This is a genomic window from Streptomyces sp. NPDC037301 (assembly GCF_055602785.1).
On the sequence record NZ_JBVJWD010000030.1, the window covers coordinates 69,997 to 86,511 of the forward strand.

General features: G+C 67.7%; 13 protein-coding genes. 9 read left to right on the forward strand and 4 right to left on the reverse strand.

Annotated features, from left to right (window positions below; genetic code table 11):
- Positions 1–9 precede the first annotated feature (9 nt).
- The 3 genes from ACZ7IB_RS34055 to ACZ7IB_RS34065 are packed head-to-tail and all read left to right on the forward strand — an operon-like array spanning position 10 to position 4,802.
- On the forward strand, positions 10–816 hold the full coding sequence (locus tag ACZ7IB_RS34055; RefSeq protein ID WP_470917883.1) for a GNAT family N-acetyltransferase: 807 nt from the start codon (positions 10–12) through the stop codon (positions 814–816).
- A gap of 60 nt (positions 817–876) precedes the next feature.
- Positions 877–2,781 carry an IucA/IucC family protein gene (locus ACZ7IB_RS34060; protein ID WP_470917884.1) on the forward strand — a complete coding sequence of 635 codons (1,905 nt, stop codon included), beginning with the start codon at positions 877–879 and terminating at the stop codon, positions 2,779–2,781.
- A 50-nt stretch (positions 2,782–2,831) separates the two neighbouring features.
- Complete coding sequence (locus ACZ7IB_RS34065; RefSeq protein WP_405684042.1) at positions 2,832–4,802, forward strand: ATP-dependent DNA helicase; 1,971 nt, start codon at positions 2,832–2,834, stop codon at positions 4,800–4,802.
- 83 nt (positions 4,803–4,885) lie between these two features.
- On the opposite strand, the gene lexA is transcribed toward ACZ7IB_RS34065, so the two are convergent.
- On the reverse strand, positions 4,886–5,680 hold the full coding sequence (gene lexA / locus ACZ7IB_RS34070; RefSeq protein WP_093898912.1) for a transcriptional repressor LexA: 795 nt from the start codon (positions 5,678–5,680) through the stop codon (positions 4,886–4,888).
- A 534-nt stretch (positions 5,681–6,214) separates the two neighbouring features.
- Here lexA and nrdR point away from each other — a divergent pair.
- Positions 6,215–6,727, forward strand: a complete 513-nt coding sequence (gene nrdR, locus ACZ7IB_RS34075) for a transcriptional regulator NrdR (protein WP_470917886.1) — start codon at positions 6,215–6,217, stop codon at positions 6,725–6,727.
- 162 nt (positions 6,728–6,889) lie between these two features.
- Positions 6,890–9,793: a vitamin B12-dependent ribonucleotide reductase gene (locus tag ACZ7IB_RS34080; RefSeq protein WP_470917888.1), complete on the forward strand. Its 2,904-nt coding sequence runs from the start codon at positions 6,890–6,892 to the stop codon at positions 9,791–9,793.
- A 173-nt stretch (positions 9,794–9,966) separates the two neighbouring features.
- Here the strand turns inward: ACZ7IB_RS34080 and ACZ7IB_RS34085 are convergent, their stop codons facing one another.
- Together ACZ7IB_RS34085 and ACZ7IB_RS34090 are read right to left on the reverse strand one after the other, a co-directional pair.
- On the reverse strand, positions 9,967–10,503 hold the full coding sequence (locus ACZ7IB_RS34085; RefSeq protein ID WP_470917890.1) for a TerD family protein: 537 nt from the start codon (positions 10,501–10,503) through the stop codon (positions 9,967–9,969).
- Positions 10,504–10,636: 133 nt separating this feature from the next.
- Positions 10,637–11,593, reverse strand: coding sequence for a DUF1152 domain-containing protein (locus ACZ7IB_RS34090; RefSeq protein ID WP_470917892.1), 957 nt, complete (start codon positions 11,591–11,593; stop codon positions 10,637–10,639).
- A gap of 89 nt (positions 11,594–11,682) precedes the next feature.
- On the opposite strand from ACZ7IB_RS34090, the gene ACZ7IB_RS34095 reads away from it, so the two are divergent.
- Positions 11,683–12,288, forward strand: a complete 606-nt coding sequence (locus tag ACZ7IB_RS34095) for a YdbC family protein (RefSeq protein WP_093898915.1) — start codon at positions 11,683–11,685, stop codon at positions 12,286–12,288.
- Between the two features lie 58 nt (positions 12,289–12,346).
- On the opposite strand, the gene ACZ7IB_RS34100 is transcribed toward ACZ7IB_RS34095, so the two are convergent.
- Positions 12,347–13,039, reverse strand: coding sequence for a TetR/AcrR family transcriptional regulator (locus ACZ7IB_RS34100; protein ID WP_470917894.1), 693 nt, complete (start codon positions 13,037–13,039; stop codon positions 12,347–12,349).
- Between the two features lie 166 nt (positions 13,040–13,205).
- Between ACZ7IB_RS34100 and ACZ7IB_RS34105 the strand changes: the two genes are divergently transcribed.
- The 3 genes from ACZ7IB_RS34105 to ACZ7IB_RS34115 are packed head-to-tail and all read left to right on the forward strand — an operon-like array spanning position 13,206 to position 16,416.
- The gene (locus ACZ7IB_RS34105) at positions 13,206–14,816 is read left to right on the forward strand and encodes an ABC-F family ATP-binding cassette domain-containing protein (protein WP_470917896.1); all 1,611 of its coding nucleotides are present in this window, start codon (positions 13,206–13,208) and stop codon (positions 14,814–14,816) included.
- 25 nt (positions 14,817–14,841) lie between these two features.
- The gene (locus ACZ7IB_RS34110) at positions 14,842–15,501 is read left to right on the forward strand and encodes a histidine phosphatase family protein (protein WP_470917897.1); all 660 of its coding nucleotides are present in this window, start codon (positions 14,842–14,844) and stop codon (positions 15,499–15,501) included.
- 12 nt (positions 15,502–15,513) lie between these two features.
- Positions 15,514–16,416, forward strand: a complete 903-nt coding sequence (locus ACZ7IB_RS34115) for an ADP-ribosylglycohydrolase family protein (RefSeq protein WP_470917899.1) — start codon at positions 15,514–15,516, stop codon at positions 16,414–16,416.
- Positions 16,417–16,515: the final 99 nt, after the last annotated feature.

Genomic DNA, 16,515 nt, shown 5'->3' on the forward strand with positions numbered 1-16,515 from the left:
AGCGACACCGTGGCTCCCACCGATGCGCACACCGACGCCGGTACCGGCCGCGCCCCACAGGCCGACACAGGTGCCGAGGACACCCTGGACCTGCCGCTCTCCGAAGAACTCCTCGCCCTGTTCGGCGAGGACGCACCTGCCACCGCGGCACGCCCCCAGCCGCCGAACGCGTCCGCGTCATCCGAACCGGACGACGCGGGCCCGGCCACAGGCACGCAGGCAACCATGAGCAGGCCGGCCGCCTCGGATCTGCTCGACCACCCTGCCGACTGGGGACCGGTCACCACCCCGGCCGGAGTGTTCCAACTCGTCCCCGTGCGAGTGGAACGCGATCTCGCCGTGATCAGCCGCTGGATGAACGACCCCGCAGTCGCCGCATTCTGGGAACTCGCCGGATCCGAATCCGTCACAGCCGACCATCTGCGCCCTCAACTCGACGGTGACGGACGCAGTGTTCCGTGCCTCGGCGTACTGGCAGGCGTTCCCATGAGCTACTGGGAGATCTACCGCGCGGATCTCGATCCGCTGGCGCGCCACTACCCCGCTCGACCGCACGACACCGGAATCCACCTCCTCATCGGCGGTGTGAACGACCGCGGGCGCGGGGTCGGTACCACCCTGCTCCGGGCCGTCTCCGACCTCGTACTCGACAACCGTCCCCTGTGCGCACGTGTTGTGGCAGAGCCCGACCTGCGTAACACCCCTTCCGTTTCCGCTTTTCTCAGCGCAGGCTTCCGCTTCTCCGCAGAAGTCGAACTCCCCGACAAACGAGCCGCCCTGATGGTCCGCGACCGAACCCACCGTGCCCAGCTATGAACGGTCTGCCGCTTTGCATACACCGCTCGAACCCCATCGGTTTCATCCCGAGGAGTCCCCGTGCCGAAATATCCTGCGAGCCATGATTCAGCGGAGTCTGCCGACCTGCTCAGCACGCCAGAACTGAACCGGTCGGTCTGGGACGGAGCCGCTGCCCGACTGCTCGCGAAGATGCTCGGTCAATTCGCCTACGAGGAAGTCATCGCGCCGGTCCGGCAGGACGACGGGGGCGATACGTACGCCCTCGGGCTCGATGACGGTGCAACCCTGAGCTTCAGCGCCCGGCGGGGCGTGTACGGCAGTTGGCACATCGCCCCCGATTCGGTTCTGGAGACGTTCGGGAGCGCCCGGGAGTCGTCGGCGGACTCGATGCGGGACAGCGGCCGGGGCGCGCCTGCCGAGTCACTGCGGGGCCGGAACACCGACACCGTCCCCTTCCGCGACCCGCTGCAGTTCCTCGCCCGCGCCCGCCACATCCTCGGGATCGACGGCGCCACCCTCGGCCACCTCATCCGCGAGATCACCACCACCCTCGCCGCGGACGCCCGGCTCGACCACACCGCGCTCTCCGTCGACCGGCTGGCCGATCTCGACTACGCCGAGCTGGAAGGGCACCAGACAGGACACCCCTGGCTCGTCGCCAACAAGGGACGCCTCGGCTTCTCCGCCACCGACGCCTCCCGTTACACACCGGAGGCCCGCACGCCGGTCAGGCTGCCGTGGATCGCCGTCTCCACCAGGATCGCCGCCTACCGCGGCGTGACCGGCCTGGCCACACCCGAGCAGCTGTATGTGCAGGAACTCGACCCGTCGGTCCGCGACTCCTTCGCCGCCGTGCTCCGCGCGCGCGGCGTCGATCCCGGCAGGTATCTGTGCCTTCCCGTGCACCCCTGGCAGTGGGACGAATGGATCGTTCCGGTCTTCGCCCCGGCCATCGCCGCAGGCGAGATCGTTCCGCTCCACACCGACGCCGATCTCCGGCTGCCTCAGCAGTCCATCCGCACGTTCACCAACGTGGCCCGCCCCGACCGGCACACCGTGAAACTGCCCCTGTCGATCCTCAACACGCTGGTCTGGCGAGGACTGCCGACCGAACGCACCCTCGCGGCCCCCGCCGTCACCACCTGGGTCCAGGGCCTGCGCGACCGGGACGACTTTCTGCGTGACACCTGCCAGGTCATCCTGCTCGGCGAGGTGGCCTCCGTGACCGTCGAGCATCCGCTCTACGACCACCTCCCGGAGGCCCCGTACCAGTTCAAGGAGATCCTCGGCGCGATCTGGCGAGAACCCCTCCAGCCCCGGCTCGCGCCGGGCGAACGGGCCCGGACCCTCGCCTCGCTGCTCCACACCGATCCACAGGGCCGCGCCTTCACGGCCGAGCTCGTCGCCCGCTCGGGGCTCACGCCCACCACCTGGCTGACCCGGCTCTTCGCCGCGCTGCTTCCGCCGCTGCTGCACTTCCTCTACCGCTACGGCACCGTGTTCTCCCCGCACGGCGAGAACGCCATCGTCGTCTTCGACAACCAGGACGTACCGGTGCGCCTGGCGATCAAGGACTTCGTGGACGATGTGAACATCAGCGCCCAGCCGCTGCCGGAGCATGAGTCGATGCCACAGGACGTACGCCGCATCCTGCTCACCGAGGAGCCCTCCTTCCTCACCCAGTTCATCCACTCCGGACTGTTCATCGGTGTCTTTCGCTTCCTGTCCCCACTGTGCGAGGAACAGCTGGGAGTTCCGGAGGCCGATTTCTGGTCACTCGTGCGGGCCGAGATTCTGCGGCACCACGCCCGCTTCCCCGAGCTCAAGGAGCGATTTGAGATGTTCGACATGCTGACGCCCCGCATCGAACGTCTCTGTCTGAACCGCAACCGCCTGCACGTGGACGGTTACCGGGACCGCCCCCGGCGCCCGCACGCCGCCATTCACGGGACCGTGCCCAACCCGCTCCACCCCTCCGTCTGAGTCCGGGAGTGATCGCCGTTGTCAGTGGTGCCCCGTAGGCTGGGCGGGCTATGACAAAGCCATCCCTCCCCGAGCTCCTCCACGCCGCAGTGACCGCCGTCGGCGGTACGGAACGGCCCGGCCAGGCCGCCATGGCCGAGGCCGTTGCCGAGGCTGTCGACGACAATGCCCATCTGCTCGTCCAGGCCGGCACCGGCACGGGCAAATCCCTCGGCTATCTGGTGCCCGCACTGGCACACGGGGAGCGCGTCGTGGTGGCGACGGCGACCCTGGCACTGCAGCGCCAGCTCGTGGAGCGCGACCTCCCGCGCACGGTCGACGCCCTGCATCCGTTGCTGCGCCGCCGTCCCCAGTTCGCCATGCTGAAGGGCCGCTCGAACTATCTCTGCCTGCACCGGCTCCATGAAGGAGTGCCCCAGGACGAGGAGGAGGGGCTGTTCGATCAGTTCGAGGCAGCGGCCCCGTCGAGCAAGCTCGGTCAGGATCTGCTTCGGCTGCGGGACTGGTCGGACGAGACCGAGACCGGCGATCGCGACGACCTCACCCCGGGCGTATCCGACCGTGCCTGGGCGCAGGTCTCCGTCTCCTCCCGCGAATGCCTGGGCGCCAGCAAGTGCGCGTACGGCGCGGAGTGTTTCGCGGAGCAGGCCCGTGAGCGTGCCAAGCTCGCTGATGTTGTCGTCACCAATCACGCCCTCCTCGCCATCGATGCCATCGAGGGCGCCCCCGTGCTTCCGCAGCATGAGGTACTGATCGTCGACGAGGCCCATGAGCTGGTCTCCAGGGTCACCGGAGTGGCCACCGGCGAGCTCACTCCCGGCCAGGTCAACCGCGCGGTGCGCCGAGCGGCGAAGCTGGTCAACGAGAAGGCCGCTGACGCCCTGCAGACCGCGTCGGAGGGCTTCGAGCGAGTGATGGAGCTGGCGCTCCCCGGTCGCCTCGAAGAGGTCCCCGAGGACCTTGGGTACGCACTGCTGGCGCTTCGTGACGCCGCGCGTACGGTGATCTCGGCCCTGGGCGCCACCCGGGACAAGTCCGTCCAGGACGAGGACGCCGTCCGCAAGCAGGCACTCGCATCGGTGGAGACGATTCACGGCGTCGCCGAGCGCATCACCCAAGGCTCGGAGTACGACGTCGTCTGGTACGAGCGTCATGACCGTTTCGGCGCATCTGTGCGGGTCGCCCCGCTCTCCGTATCCGGACTACTGCGCGAGAAGCTCTTCGCCGAGCGGTCCGTCGTCCTCACCTCGGCCACGCTCAAGCTCGGCGGGGATTTCAACGGGGTGGGGGCGTCGCTCGGACTCGCTCCCGAAGGCACTGCGGGCGACGACATTCCGCAGTGGAAGGGACTCGACGTCGGGTCGCCGTTCGACTACCCGAAGCAGGGAATCCTGTACGTCGCCAGGCATCTGGCCACGCCCGGTCGGGAGGGCTCTCGCACCGACATGCTGGATGAGCTTGCCGAACTGGTGGAGGCGGCGGGCGGGCGCACCCTCGGGCTGTTCTCGTCCATGCGGGCGGCCCAGGCCGCCGCCGAGGAACTGCGCGGCCGACTCGACAAGCCGATCCTGCTGCAGGGCGAGGAGACACTCGGAGAGCTGATCAAGAACTTCGCAGCCGATCCCGAGACCTGCCTCTTCGGCACGCTGTCGCTCTGGCAGGGCGTGGATGTGCCCGGGGCCAGCTGCCAGCTGGTGGTCATGGACAGGATTCCGTTCCCACGCCCCGACGACCCGCTGATGAGCGCACGCCAGAAGGCGGTTGAGGAGGCTGGAGGCAATGGATTCATGGCTGTCGCGGCTACGCATGCCGCGCTGCTGATGGCTCAGGGCGCCGGCCGGCTCGTACGGGCCACGGGCGACAAGGGAGTGGTCGCGGTGCTCGATCCGCGGCTGGCCAACGCCCGGTACGGCAGCTATCTGCGCGCCTCGCTGCCCGATTTCTGGTACACCACCGACCGCAACCAGGCGCGCCGCTCACTCGCGGCTATCGACGCGGCAGCCAAGGCCAACGACCAGTAGCCCGCCCCGGGTGCCCGGCGGCACAGGCAAGGCCCCGGGATCGGCACAGTGGATCCCGGGGCCCGGTCGTAACCGGCGAGTCTTCACACCCGCCGCAGCACCGCCACCACCTTGCCGAGAATTGTCGCCTCGTCGCCCGGGATCGGCTGGTACGCGGAGTTGTGCGGGAGCAGCCACACATGGCCGTCCTCCCGCTTGAAGCGCTTGACCGTGGCCTCGCCGTCCAGCATGGCTGCCACGATGTCGCCGTTCTCCGCGACCGGCTGGCGGCGCACGGTGACCCAGTCGCCGTCACAGATCGCCGCCTCGATCATCGAGTCACCGACGACCTTGAGGACGAACAGCTCGCCGTCACCGACCAGCTGGCGGGGGAGCGGGAAGACGTCCTCGACCGATTCCTCGGCGAGGATCGGGCCACCGGCTGCGATCCGGCCGACCAGCGGCACATACGACGCCGCGGGCTTTCCCGTTGTATCGGTGGGCTGCGAGCTGGGCTGGTCCGAACCGCGGACCTCGTACGCCCGCGGGCGATGTGGGTCGCGACGCAGGAAACCCTTGCGCTCCAGGGCCATCAGCTGATGGGCGACGGAGGACGTGCTGGACAGGCCCACCGCCTGACCGATCTCCCGCATCGAGGGCGGGTAGCCACGCCGCTGCACGGAGTCCCGGATCACCTCGATCACTCGCCGCTGCCGGTCCGTGAGCCCCGAGCTGTCCGCCCGGATACCTGGAGGTCGGCCGGGCAGCGAGCGCGCCGGGCGCACGGGCTCTGGCCCCTCCGTGTTCGTGACTGAGTCATTCATGGCATGCACCGGCTCGAGTCGGCTCTGGGAGCGGTCTTGGGCAGTGATGGTGGCACTGTCTGCGGTGGTGGTCACGTCGGCCCCTCTCGAATGGTCTCCCTAGCTGGACAACGGTAGTAGCTTTCGAAAGGTTGCGCCAAACACACGTTCGAGTGAAAAACGAATAAAAGTCTGTCGTGTGTTCACTGCTGGGTGTATGCGCAATGGCTGGAGCGACCGGGACCCTGCTTGGGTCGACCTCGCGGACCGACCGGCAATTCGGACTATTACGGTAGCGTTCGCCGGTGCGGCGTCGCCACGCGGGGTGGCCTCTGCGTCGTTGTCCGAGTCTGACAGCGAGAGCCCCGTAATCCTGGCAGCCGCGCGGTTCCCGTAACCTCGTGCTCGGCCGTACGCTGCCTGCGGTCCACCCGTGATGCGCGACACGCGCTAGGGCTGAATGGGCGGCCAAACCCAAGATCTAGTGGTTGGATTGTTTCAGCCGCCCAGAAGTTGTGGTCCCTGGTCCGCCGGGGGTGCGGCCATCGCCTATGCTTGTGACTGCTTCGAGGGGCCCTGGCGGGCCCTGAAGAGGCTATTCAGTCGTGCTGTGAAGGAGGGTTGGGAGCCATGCACTGCCCCTTCTGCAGGCACCCCGACAGCCGGGTCGTCGACAGTCGCACCACCGATGACGGCACGTCGATCCGCCGTCGCCGTCAGTGCCCCGACTGCTCCCGCCGTTTCACGACGGTGGAGACCTGCTCGCTGATGGTTGTGAAGCGTAGCGGTGTGACCGAACCCTTCAGCCGTACCAAGGTCATCTCCGGTGTGCGCAAGGCATGCCAGGGGCGGCCGGTCACCGAGGACGCCCTCGCCAAGCTCGGCCAGCGGGTCGAGGAGGCCGTGCGTGCCACCGGCAGCGCCGAGCTGACCACCCATGACGTGGGTCTGGCGATCCTCGGCCCCCTGCGGGAACTCGACCTCGTCGCGTACCTGCGTTTCGCGTCCGTGTACCGGGCGTTCGACACACTTGAAGACTTCGAGGCCGCCATCGCGGAGCTCCGCGATGGGCGGCCTCCCGTGGAGGAGCGCGGGAGGGGCGAGACCGTTGAGGTCCCCGTTCCCGCCGTCGCCGCAGACTGAGCGACACCGGCCGATCGGCACAGGTCCGTGGATCGGCGACAGGGCGGCTGTATATAGACCCGCTCCGGGTGCTGTGCGTGGCACCCGAAGCATCAGAGACAGACTGTGCCCCGGGAAGTTCTGGGCACTTCAGGGCGTTTTTGCCCACATATGGGAGGCGGCATGACAGAGACGGCGAGCGGCCCGGCACGAGGTTCCCGAGCCAAGGGATCCAAGTCGAGCAAGGGTCTGCGTATCGAGCGCATCCACACCACCCCCGGCGTACATCCGTACGACGAGGTGGCGTGGGAGCGCCGTGACGTCGTCATGACCAACTGGCGCGACGGCTCGATCAACTTCGAGCAGCGTGGCGTCGAGTTCCCCGACTTCTGGTCGGTGAACGCGGTCAACATCGTCACCAGCAAGTACTTCCGCGGGGCCGTCGGTACCCCGCAGCGCGAGACCGGTCTGCGACAGCTCATCGACCGGATCGTGAAGACGTACCGCAAGGCCGGCGAGGACCACGGCTACTTCGCCTCTCCCGCGGACGCCGAGATCTTCGAGCACGAGCTGGCATACGCCCTCCTGCACCAGATCTTCAGCTTCAACTCGCCAGTCTGGTTCAACGTCGGAACGCCCCAGCCGCAGCAGGTCTCCGCCTGCTTCATCCTGGCCGTCGACGACTCCATGGAGTCGATCCTCGACTGGTACAAGGAAGAGGGCATGATCTTCAAGGGCGGTTCCGGCGCCGGCCTGAACCTCTCCCGTATCCGCTCCTCCAAGGAATTGCTGTCCTCCGGGGGCAACGCCTCCGGCCCGGTCTCCTTCATGCGGGGTGCCGACGCCTCCGCCGGAACGATCAAGTCCGGTGGCGCCACCCGACGCGCGGCCAAGATGGTCATTCTCGACGTCGACCACCCCGACATCGAGAACTTCATCGAGACCAAGGTGAAGGAAGAGGAGAAGATCCGCGCTCTGCGCGACGCGGGCTTCGACATGGACCTGGGCGGCGACGACATCACGTCCGTCCAGTACCAGAACGCCAACAACTCGGTCCGTGTGAACGACGAGTTCATGAAGGCTGTCGAGTCCGGCGGCAAGTTCGGGCTGCGCGCCCGGATGACCGGTGACGTCATCGAAGAGGTCGAGGCCAAGTCCCTCTTCCGCAAGATGGCCGAGGCGGCCTGGGCCTGTGCCGACCCGGGCATCCAGTACGACGACACGATCAACCAGTGGCACACCTGCCCGGAGTCCGGCCGGATCAACGGCTCGAACCCCTGCAGCGAGTACATGCACCTGGACAACACCTCGTGCAACCTGGCCTCGCTGAACCTGATGAAGTTCCTCAAGGACGACGGCAAGGGCAACCAGTCCTTCGAGTCCGAGCGCTTCGCCAAGGTCGTCGAGCTGGTCATCACCGCGATGGACATCTCCATCTGCTTCGCCGACTTCCCGACCCAGAAGATCGGGGAGAACACCCGCGCCTTCCGTCAGCTCGGTATCGGTTACGCCAACCTCGGCGCCCTGCTGATGGCGACCGGCCACGCGTACGACAGCGACGGCGGCCGCGCCCTCGCAGGGGCCATCACCTCGCTGATGACCAGCACCTCGTACAAGCGCTCCGCCGAGCTCGCCGCGGTCGTCGGTCCGTACGACGGCTACGCCCGCAACGCCGAGCCGCACCAGCGCGTCATGAAGCAGCACGCCGACGCCAACGCCGCGGCCGTCCACATGGACGACCTGGACAACCCGATCTGGGCCGCCGCGACGGAGGCCTGGCAGGACGTGATCCGCCTCGGCGCGAAGAACGGTTTCCGCAACGCGCAGGCCTCGGTCATCGCCCCCACCGGCACCATCGGTCTCGCGATGTCCTGCGACACCACCGGCCTCGAGCCCGACCTCGCCCTGGTCAAGTTCAAGAAGCTGGTCGGCGGCGGCTCGATGCAGATCGTCAACGGCACCGTCCCGCAGGCCCTGCGCCGCCTGGGCTACCAGGAGGAGCAGATCGAGGCGATCGTCGCCCACATCGCCGAGCACGGCAATGTGATCGACGCCCCCGGTCTGAAGACCGAGCACTACGAGGTCTTCGACTGCGCGATGGGCGAGCGTTCCATCTCCGCGATGGGCCACGTGCGCATGATGGCCGCGATCCAGCCGTGGATCTCCGGTGCGCTCTCCAAGACGGTGAACCTGCCGGAGACGGCCACCGTCGAGGACGTCGAAGAGGTCTACTTCGAGGCGTGGAAGATGGGCGTCAAGGCGCTCGCGATCTACCGCGACAACTGCAAGGTCGGCCAGCCCCTCTCCGCGAAGACCAAGGAGAAGGAAAAGTCCGCAGCGGACGCAGTCACGGCCAAGGCTGAGGAGACCATCCGTACCGCGGTCGAGAAGGTCGTCGAGTACCGCCCGGTCCGTAAGCGTCTCCCCAAGGGCCGTCCCGGCATCACCACCTCCTTCACTGTGGGCGGTGCCGAGGGCTACATGACCGCCAATTCCTACCCGGACGACGGTCTCGGCGAGGTCTTCCTGAAGATGTCCAAGCAGGGCTCCACCCTCGCGGGCATGATGGACGCCTTCTCCATCGCAGTCTCGGTCGGTCTGCAGTACGGCGTCCCGCTGGAGACGTACGTCTCGAAGTTCACCAACATGCGCTTCGAGCCGGCCGGTATGACGGACGACCCGGATGTGCGGATGGCGCAGTCGATCGTCGATTACATCTTCCGTCGCCTCGCGCTGGACTTCCTGCCCTTCGAAACCCGCTCGGCACTCGGCATCCACTCGGCCGAGGAGCGGCAGCGGCACCTCGACACCGGTTCGTACGAGCCCTCCCTGGAGGACGACGAGCTGGACGTCGAAGGCCTGGCCCAGTCCGCCCCGGTGCGGACGGAGCCCCTGAAGGCGGTGGCCGCCGTGCAGGAGGCCGAGAAGCCGGCCCCGAAGACGGCGCACACCTCGGCGGAGCTCGTCGAGATGCAGCTGGGCATCAGCGCGGACGCGCCGCTCTGTTTCTCCTGCGGTACGAAGATGCAGCGCGCCGGATCCTGCTACATCTGCGAGGGCTGCGGCTCGACCAGCGGTTGCAGCTGACTCCCAGTACGCCGGGCGCCATTGCGTGGGACACAACGTCGGACGTAGCCCGCGCGCCTAGCTGATCAGCAGCTCGTACGAAGGGGACCGACCTATGGCCGGTCCCCTTCGTCGTGCCGCAGCTCCTGGGCAGGGACGGGACGTGTGCTGCGTGGACCGCGCCCTGTGACGTGTCACGTTCCGGGCGTACGGCTTCCCATCATTCCGGCGAACGAATCGGGGTCCCCGTCGAAGCCCCGGACCGATCCGTGGAACTCCCAGCCGCCGGAGGCACCGCGGATGAACTCGGCGACGGTTGCCGCGGTGGCGGCGCCGACCGCGGAGAAGTCGTCCTCCGCGAGGTTCGTGTAGCCCTCCCGAATCTGAACGCCGGTGTTCGCTATTTCGGCGAATGTCCTGCGGTCGTCGCGCTGCTGAATGGCGACTCCGACGACGACCCGGGTGTACGTGGTCGACAACCGGTCCAGTTCCAGAGTCATGACCTCGTCGAAACCGAGGCCCTGGCCGGTCCTGCTGTCGCGGTTGAGGGTGATGGTGCCGTCCGGGGAGCGGCTGTCGAAGTGCACGAGATATGCAGGGCTGCCGTACGGCGCCTCGGCGAGGTAGGTCGCCGCGATGATGTCGAGGTCATGGGCCGGGGCACCCGGAGGGCTGGGATCCCATTTGAGCCTGACTTCGACCTTCTCTATGTCCTTGTTGGGCGTGCTCATCGGACTTGCCTCCCTGGCTTGCCGCTGGGCCGTCGTCGGGCTGTTCACACCACCCGATCATGTCCGTAACCGGCCGTGGATCCAACCGGCTTGGCCGTCGGCGACGGAATCGGGCCATTGCCGGTTGGGCGGTTCAGTGCGGAATCCGGCGCGGTGGTCTCTGGCGGACCTCTTCTCGGAAGAGCTCGATGGCGCTGCTGACCTGTCGGATGAGGTGGGTGTGCTCGATGCGGTCGAGATAGAGGCAGTTGCGGGCCACTCCGTCCAGCTCGAAGGCGAAGCAGAGCGTCATCAGCGGGTTGATGAAGAGTTCGCTGCCACGGGTGCGCGAGGTGAACTGGGCGTCTCCGAAGGCTCCCTGGACTGCTGCGGCAATCGACCCGTTGACGATGCTGGGGTGGTCAGGAGTGTGGTGCTGAGCGTGTGCCACCGCATCGACGAAGAGGGCGCCTTCGCGTGTCGTACGGGATATGGAGAATGCGCCGAGGAAGGAACCGTCGCGTTCGAGGGTGGCGATGTTCTCCAGTACGAGGCCGTGGCTCACCCCGTGATAGGCGTCGATACCGAAGCCGATGGACACAACCAGGCGTTCCGGTACGTCGATTGCGGCGAGTGCCGCGACGCTGGTCAGGTCCTCCTCCGGTGTGCCGAGGCCGGATTCGTTGCCGCGCATCAGGATGTCCGTACCGCCGTCGACCAGGACGACCGCATCGATGTCGTATTTCTCGATCAATGCCCGGTAGGCGGCACGCAGCGGTTGCACGCCCACTCGGGAGAGGGCGTGCACACTGCTCGGGTAGCCGTGCAGGGCGAGCCACTGGGCGAGGGTGCGTTCCGGGAAGTAGGCCTGGTGGAGGGCCGTTTCGGGGGTGATGACGGCGACGTCCGGCGCGAGCCAGGCGTCGACGGGCAGCCCTTCGAGAGCACTGAACGACAGATTGGCGAGCTGGACATGCCTGCCCTGGTGGAGCAGGGAGAGCGCGATGGGGAGCCCCGCATAGATGTCGAAGCCGCCGCCTGCCCCTGCGACGAGGATGCGTTCTGCGGATTCGAGTCGGGAGAACAGGGAGTTGGTGTGCAACGAGGCCATGGAGATCATTCTGCGATTCACGGCCATTGATTCGGGCGTAGTCCAGCAGAGCGTGACCCGTGCCACGTTCGGCACCGTACGATGGCGCAGTGCTGGTCAAGTGGATTCGTTGCACCGTGGTGGACCGTCGAGGTTTTGAGCGGGGACAGCGAAAGTGGGCGGGGCTGCTGGGTGAGCCGGGGTTCAGGGGACAGGGCGGCGGGTGGAGTCGAGGGCGTCCGGAAGTGGCCCACGTCTTTACTTTTTGGGAGAACCGCGTCTTCTACGACTCGTTCATGGCGCGCGCGCACGACCGACTGGCTGCCGAGCAGTCCGGCACGTACAGCAGCATCCAGGTCAAGCTGTTCGAGTACCGCTTCGATGTGAAGACCGGCTTTGAGCCCCGCTTCACCGATGCGGATGTTGTCAGGGTGGCACACAGTAAGGTGCACGAGGACCGGGTCGAGCACTTCGCATTGATGCAGGAGCGGGTGTGGAATCCGGCAATGGCCGGATCACCGGGCATGCTGCGAGGGGTGTTCGGGGAGGCGCCGGGGCACGAGTTCCTCGTGTTGTCCATGTGGCAGTCGAGCGCCGAGCGTGGCAAGTATCGGGCGGGGAGCATTGAGCGGCTGACTCAACGGGCGCGGACCGAGGACGATGTGGCGGCGGTGGCAGGAGACGTCGTGCAGCTTGAGCCGTCCTGGACGGTGTGATCGGCCGACACGGATCGGTGCGGCGGGGACAGTGCGCCGGGGGCGATTCGGCTGCTGATCATGCAGGTTCGGCCGAGTTGGGCGGAGTGCTGAAGACGCCCGCTCGGGCAGCTGCCAGGGCTGCGTCGGCAGCCCGGTCGGCCAGCGTCTCGTCGATGGGCTCGCGGGTGATGAACAGCCTGAAGAACAAGGGCGAGGCTACGGCCCTGACCAGCGTTCCCGCGTCCGTGTGCCGGTCCAGTTCGTTGCGAGCGACGGCGCGCGCGACGATCACCTCGCAGCGGGCGAACCGCTCCGAGTAGAAGGCGCTCAGCGCTTCGGCAGCGCGCTGGGACTGGAAGGCCGCGGCGATGAACGCGGTCGGTGCGGCCGCTGCGGCAGGGTCCGTGAAGGCGTCGGTTGTCGTGTGCGCCAGGGCGCGCAGATCTCCTTCCAGGCTTCCGGTATCGGGCGGTGTCCAGCTGTCCTCTCCAGCCAGGTCCAGGGCGTCCACGACGAGCCCTTCGAGGTTTCCCCAGCGGCGGTAGAGGGTGGTCCTGTGGACGCCGGAATGCTCCGCGACGTATTCGACGGTGAGGCCTGGGTAGCCGTGCTCGACCAGGCCGGTGAGGACGGCATCCCGGACCGCCGCGCGGGTGCGAGCGGTGCGACCGCCCGGGCGGCGGGTGCCTGGGGCGAGCGGGGCTGCCGGAACGTCGGTCTCCGGGGCGGCTTCCTGCTTGGCCTCCCCGACGGCTCTCTGTCCAGTCAATTGCTACTCCTGTTGCGTTAGTGTGTCCCAGTCTGCCACACTCCCCTTAATGCGACATTGATTGCGCTTATTCGCGGCCGCGGGGCGGAGTGGGGCTTTTCCCAGTCGTTCCCCCCGGTCGCCGCTGTTTCCGTTGCCTGTTGGTTGTCCGCGTCCGGAGGCACCCTTGCCCACACAGATCTCTCTGCGCGCCGTGACCGTGTCCCGCGGTGAAAGGCTGTTGCTCGACGATGTCTCGCTGGCTGTGCGCCCAGGTGAGCGGATCGGCATCGTGGGGGAGAACGGCGCGGGGAAGACGACGTTGCTTCGCCTGCTCGCAGGCCTCGAACCGCCCGCTTCCGGTCGTGCGTTCACCGCCGCCGGCCGCGGCACGGGTCTGCTGGCCCAGACTCCACGGCTGCCGCCCGACAGTACCGTCCAGGACGCGATCGACGACGCCCTGGCGGAACTGCGCGCCATGGAGCGGAAGTTGCGGGAGGCCGAGGCGGAGCTCGGCACGGCCGACAGCGCCGCGCTGGCTGCTTACGGAGACTTGCTCACGGCGTTCGAGCTGCGCGGGGGATATGAAGCGGACGCGCGCGTCGAAAAGGCGATGCACGGCCTCGGCCTGGCACACATACAGCCGGTCAGGAGGCTCGGCAGTCTCTCCGGTGGTGAGCAGGCACGGCTCGGCATCGCCTGCCTGATAGCGGCGTCCCCCGAGGTGGTGCTGCTCGACGAACCCACCAATCACTTGGACGGAGCCGCTCTCGAATGGCTGGAGGGTGCCCTGCTGTCCCATCCCGGCACGGTGATCGCCGTGTCCCACGACCGGATCTTCTTGGAACGCGTGGCCACAGCAGTCCTGGAGGTCGACTCCGACCGCCGGACGGTTGTGCGTTACGGCGGTGGATATGCGGGATTCCGGACGGAGCAGAACGCAGCGCGGCGGCGCTGGGAGCAGTCCTATGCGCAGTGGTGCGAGGAGATGGCGCAACTGGAGGAGTACACGGCGACCACGGCTCACGGTGTCGCGGCCGGCCGCACCATCAAGGACAACAACAAGATGGCGTACGACCGGGCTGCGGGCCGGGTGCAGGCCTCGGTGTCCGGGCGGATCCGCAACGCTCGCAAGCGTCTGGTGCGTCTGAGGGAGGAGCCTGTCCCCAGGCCGCCGGACCCGTTGCGCTTCACCGCTCGGCCCACGGCCGGCGCGACCGAAGGGGAGCTGGTGTCCCTGACGGACATACGGGTCGGTGATCGGCTCGCAGTCGACCGGCTCTGCGTGGCGGCAGGCGACAGACTGCTGATTCACGGCGGCAATGGAGCAGGGAAATCCACTCTGCTCCGCGTCATGGCGGGCGTACTCGAACCGGACGCGGGCCGAGTGGTCCGGCGGGGTGGAATCGGCTATCTCGCGCAGGAAATACCCATGCACCGCCCAGCGGAGCCTGTGCTCGCGGCATTCGGCCGAGGACTGGCGCTCACCGACGAAGAACAGGCGGAACTGCTGCTCTCGTACGGACTGTTCCGCTCCCGGGATCTCCAGGTGCCGGTCGGATCGCTTTCCGCGGGGCAGCGCAGACGGCTCGCCCTCGCCCGTCTGCTGGCCCGGCCCGCGGACCTGCTGCTGCTCGACGAGCCCGCGAATCATCTGGCACTCGGACTCGTGCAGGAGCTGGAAGAAGCTCTGACCCTCTGGCAGGGCGCACTGGTGGTGGTCTCCCACGACCGGCTGCTGCGCCGCCGCTTCACCGGCGACATCCGTCGGATGGAGTCCGGACAACTGCTCGAATGAGCCGCAGTCGATCTAGGGTCACTACATGGCACGACCGCAACGCATTGTCCTCGTCCGGCACGGGGAGTCAGAGGGCAACGCCGATGACACGGTGTACGAGCGTGAGCCGGATCATGCGCTGAGGCTCACCGCCACAGGGCTGCGGCAGGCCAGGGAGACGGGCGTGCGGCTGCGCGAGCTGTTCGACGGCGAGCGGGTCAGCGTGTATGTCTCGCCCTATCGCCGCACGCACGAGACGTTCAGGTCCTTCGGGCTGGACCTTGAGCGGGTGCGTGTGAGGGAGGAGCCGCGGCTGCGGGAGCAGGACTGGGGGAACTGGCAGGACCGGGACGACGTGAGGCTGCAGAAGGCATACCGGGATGCGTACGGTCACTTCTTCTACCGCTTCGCGCAGGGAGAGTCCGGGGCCGATGTGTACGACAGGGTCGGGGCCTTTCTGGAGAGTCTGCACCGCAGCTTCGAAGCCCCCGATCACCCGCCGAATGTTCTGCTGGTCACGCACGGACTGACCATGCGTTTGTTCTGCATGCGCTGGTTCCACTGGTCGGTGGCGGAGTTCGAGGCACTGTCCAATCCGGGCAATGGGGAGACCCGGACGCTCATACTCGGAGAGGACGGGCGCTACACCCTTGACCGGCCGTTCGAGCGCTGGCGTACCCCTGAGCCGTACGGCATCACCGGATAGAGTGGAGGGGCGATGACAACCGCTGACTCTGCTTCCGACCAACGTTTCGAACGCGCCCTGGCCAGCCTGCGAGGGCTGTCCGTGGGGGACGCACTGGGTTCCCAGTTCTTTGTGCCCGCCAACTATCCGCTGCTGAAGCAGCGCGAACTTCCCCCCGGCCCCTGGCAGTGGACGGACGACACCGAGATGGCCTCGTCGGTGCTGGCCGTGCTGGTGGGTCACGAGCGAATCGACCAGGACGCGCTCGCGCGTTCCTTCGCCGAGCATCATGACTTCGACCGGGGATACGGCCCGGCCGTGAACCGGCTGCTCAGGCTGGTACGGGAAGGCGGCGACTGGAGGGAGCTGGCGTCGGCGCTGTTCAAGGGCCAGGGCTCCTGGGGCAACGGCTCGGCGATGCGCATTGCGCCGCTCGGCGCCTGGTACGCGGACGATCCGGAGCAGGCCACACACCAGGCCGAGATCTCCTCGTACCCCACGCACCAGCATCGCGAGGCGGTCGTGGGCGCGATGGCGGTTGCGGCCGCAGCCTCTCTGGCGGCGGCGACCGCGGGACCACCCACTCCGACAGAGCTCCTCGACGGCGTGATCGCACTCGTACCGCGCAGCGCGGTCGGTGCCGGACTGCGCCGGGCACGCGACATGCTCGACTACGGCGATGCCGGGACAGTCGCCGCGGTCCTCGGCAACGGCCGACGTACCAGTGCGCATGACACCGTTCCGTTCGCCCTCTGGTCGGCGGCGCGGAGCCTGGGCGATTTCGAGCAGGCTTTCTGGCTGACGGCCCAAGCGGGCGGCGACGTCGACACGACCTGTGCGATCGTCGGAGGGATCGTCGCAGCGGGCAAGGCGGGCGCACCGCCTGCCGACTGGTCGGCACAGACGGAAGAGCTGCCGGACTGGCTCCCGCAATAGTCCGAAGGCGACGACAGCGCCGCCCACGTGCGGCCGCGTCAGCCGGGCCACCCGACTGTCACGGTACTGCCACAGCCCTTCCTCAGGCGGTTGGAGACA

Bases quoted from the DNA above. Each gene is read 5' to 3' on its own strand.
- ACZ7IB_RS34065 (WP_405684042.1), top strand. From the start codon at position 2,832: ATGACAAAGCCATCCCTCCCCGAGCTCCTCCACGCCGCAGTGACCGCC.
- nrdR (WP_470917886.1), top strand. From the start codon at position 6,215: ATGCACTGCCCCTTCTGCAGGCACCCCGACAGCCGGGTCGTCGACAGT.
- ACZ7IB_RS34080 (WP_470917888.1), top strand. From the start codon at position 6,890: ATGACAGAGACGGCGAGCGGCCCGGCACGAGGTTCCCGAGCCAAGGGA.
- ACZ7IB_RS34085 (WP_470917890.1), bottom strand. From the start codon at position 10,503: ATGAGCACGCCCAACAAGGACATAGAGAAGGTCGAAGTCAGGCTCAAA.
- ACZ7IB_RS34090 (WP_470917892.1), bottom strand. From the start codon at position 11,593: ATGGCCTCGTTGCACACCAACTCCCTGTTCTCCCGACTCGAATCCGCA.
- ACZ7IB_RS34110 (WP_470917897.1), top strand. From the start codon at position 14,842: ATGGCACGACCGCAACGCATTGTCCTCGTCCGGCACGGGGAGTCAGAG.
- ACZ7IB_RS34115 (WP_470917899.1), top strand. From the start codon at position 15,514: ATGACAACCGCTGACTCTGCTTCCGACCAACGTTTCGAACGCGCCCTG.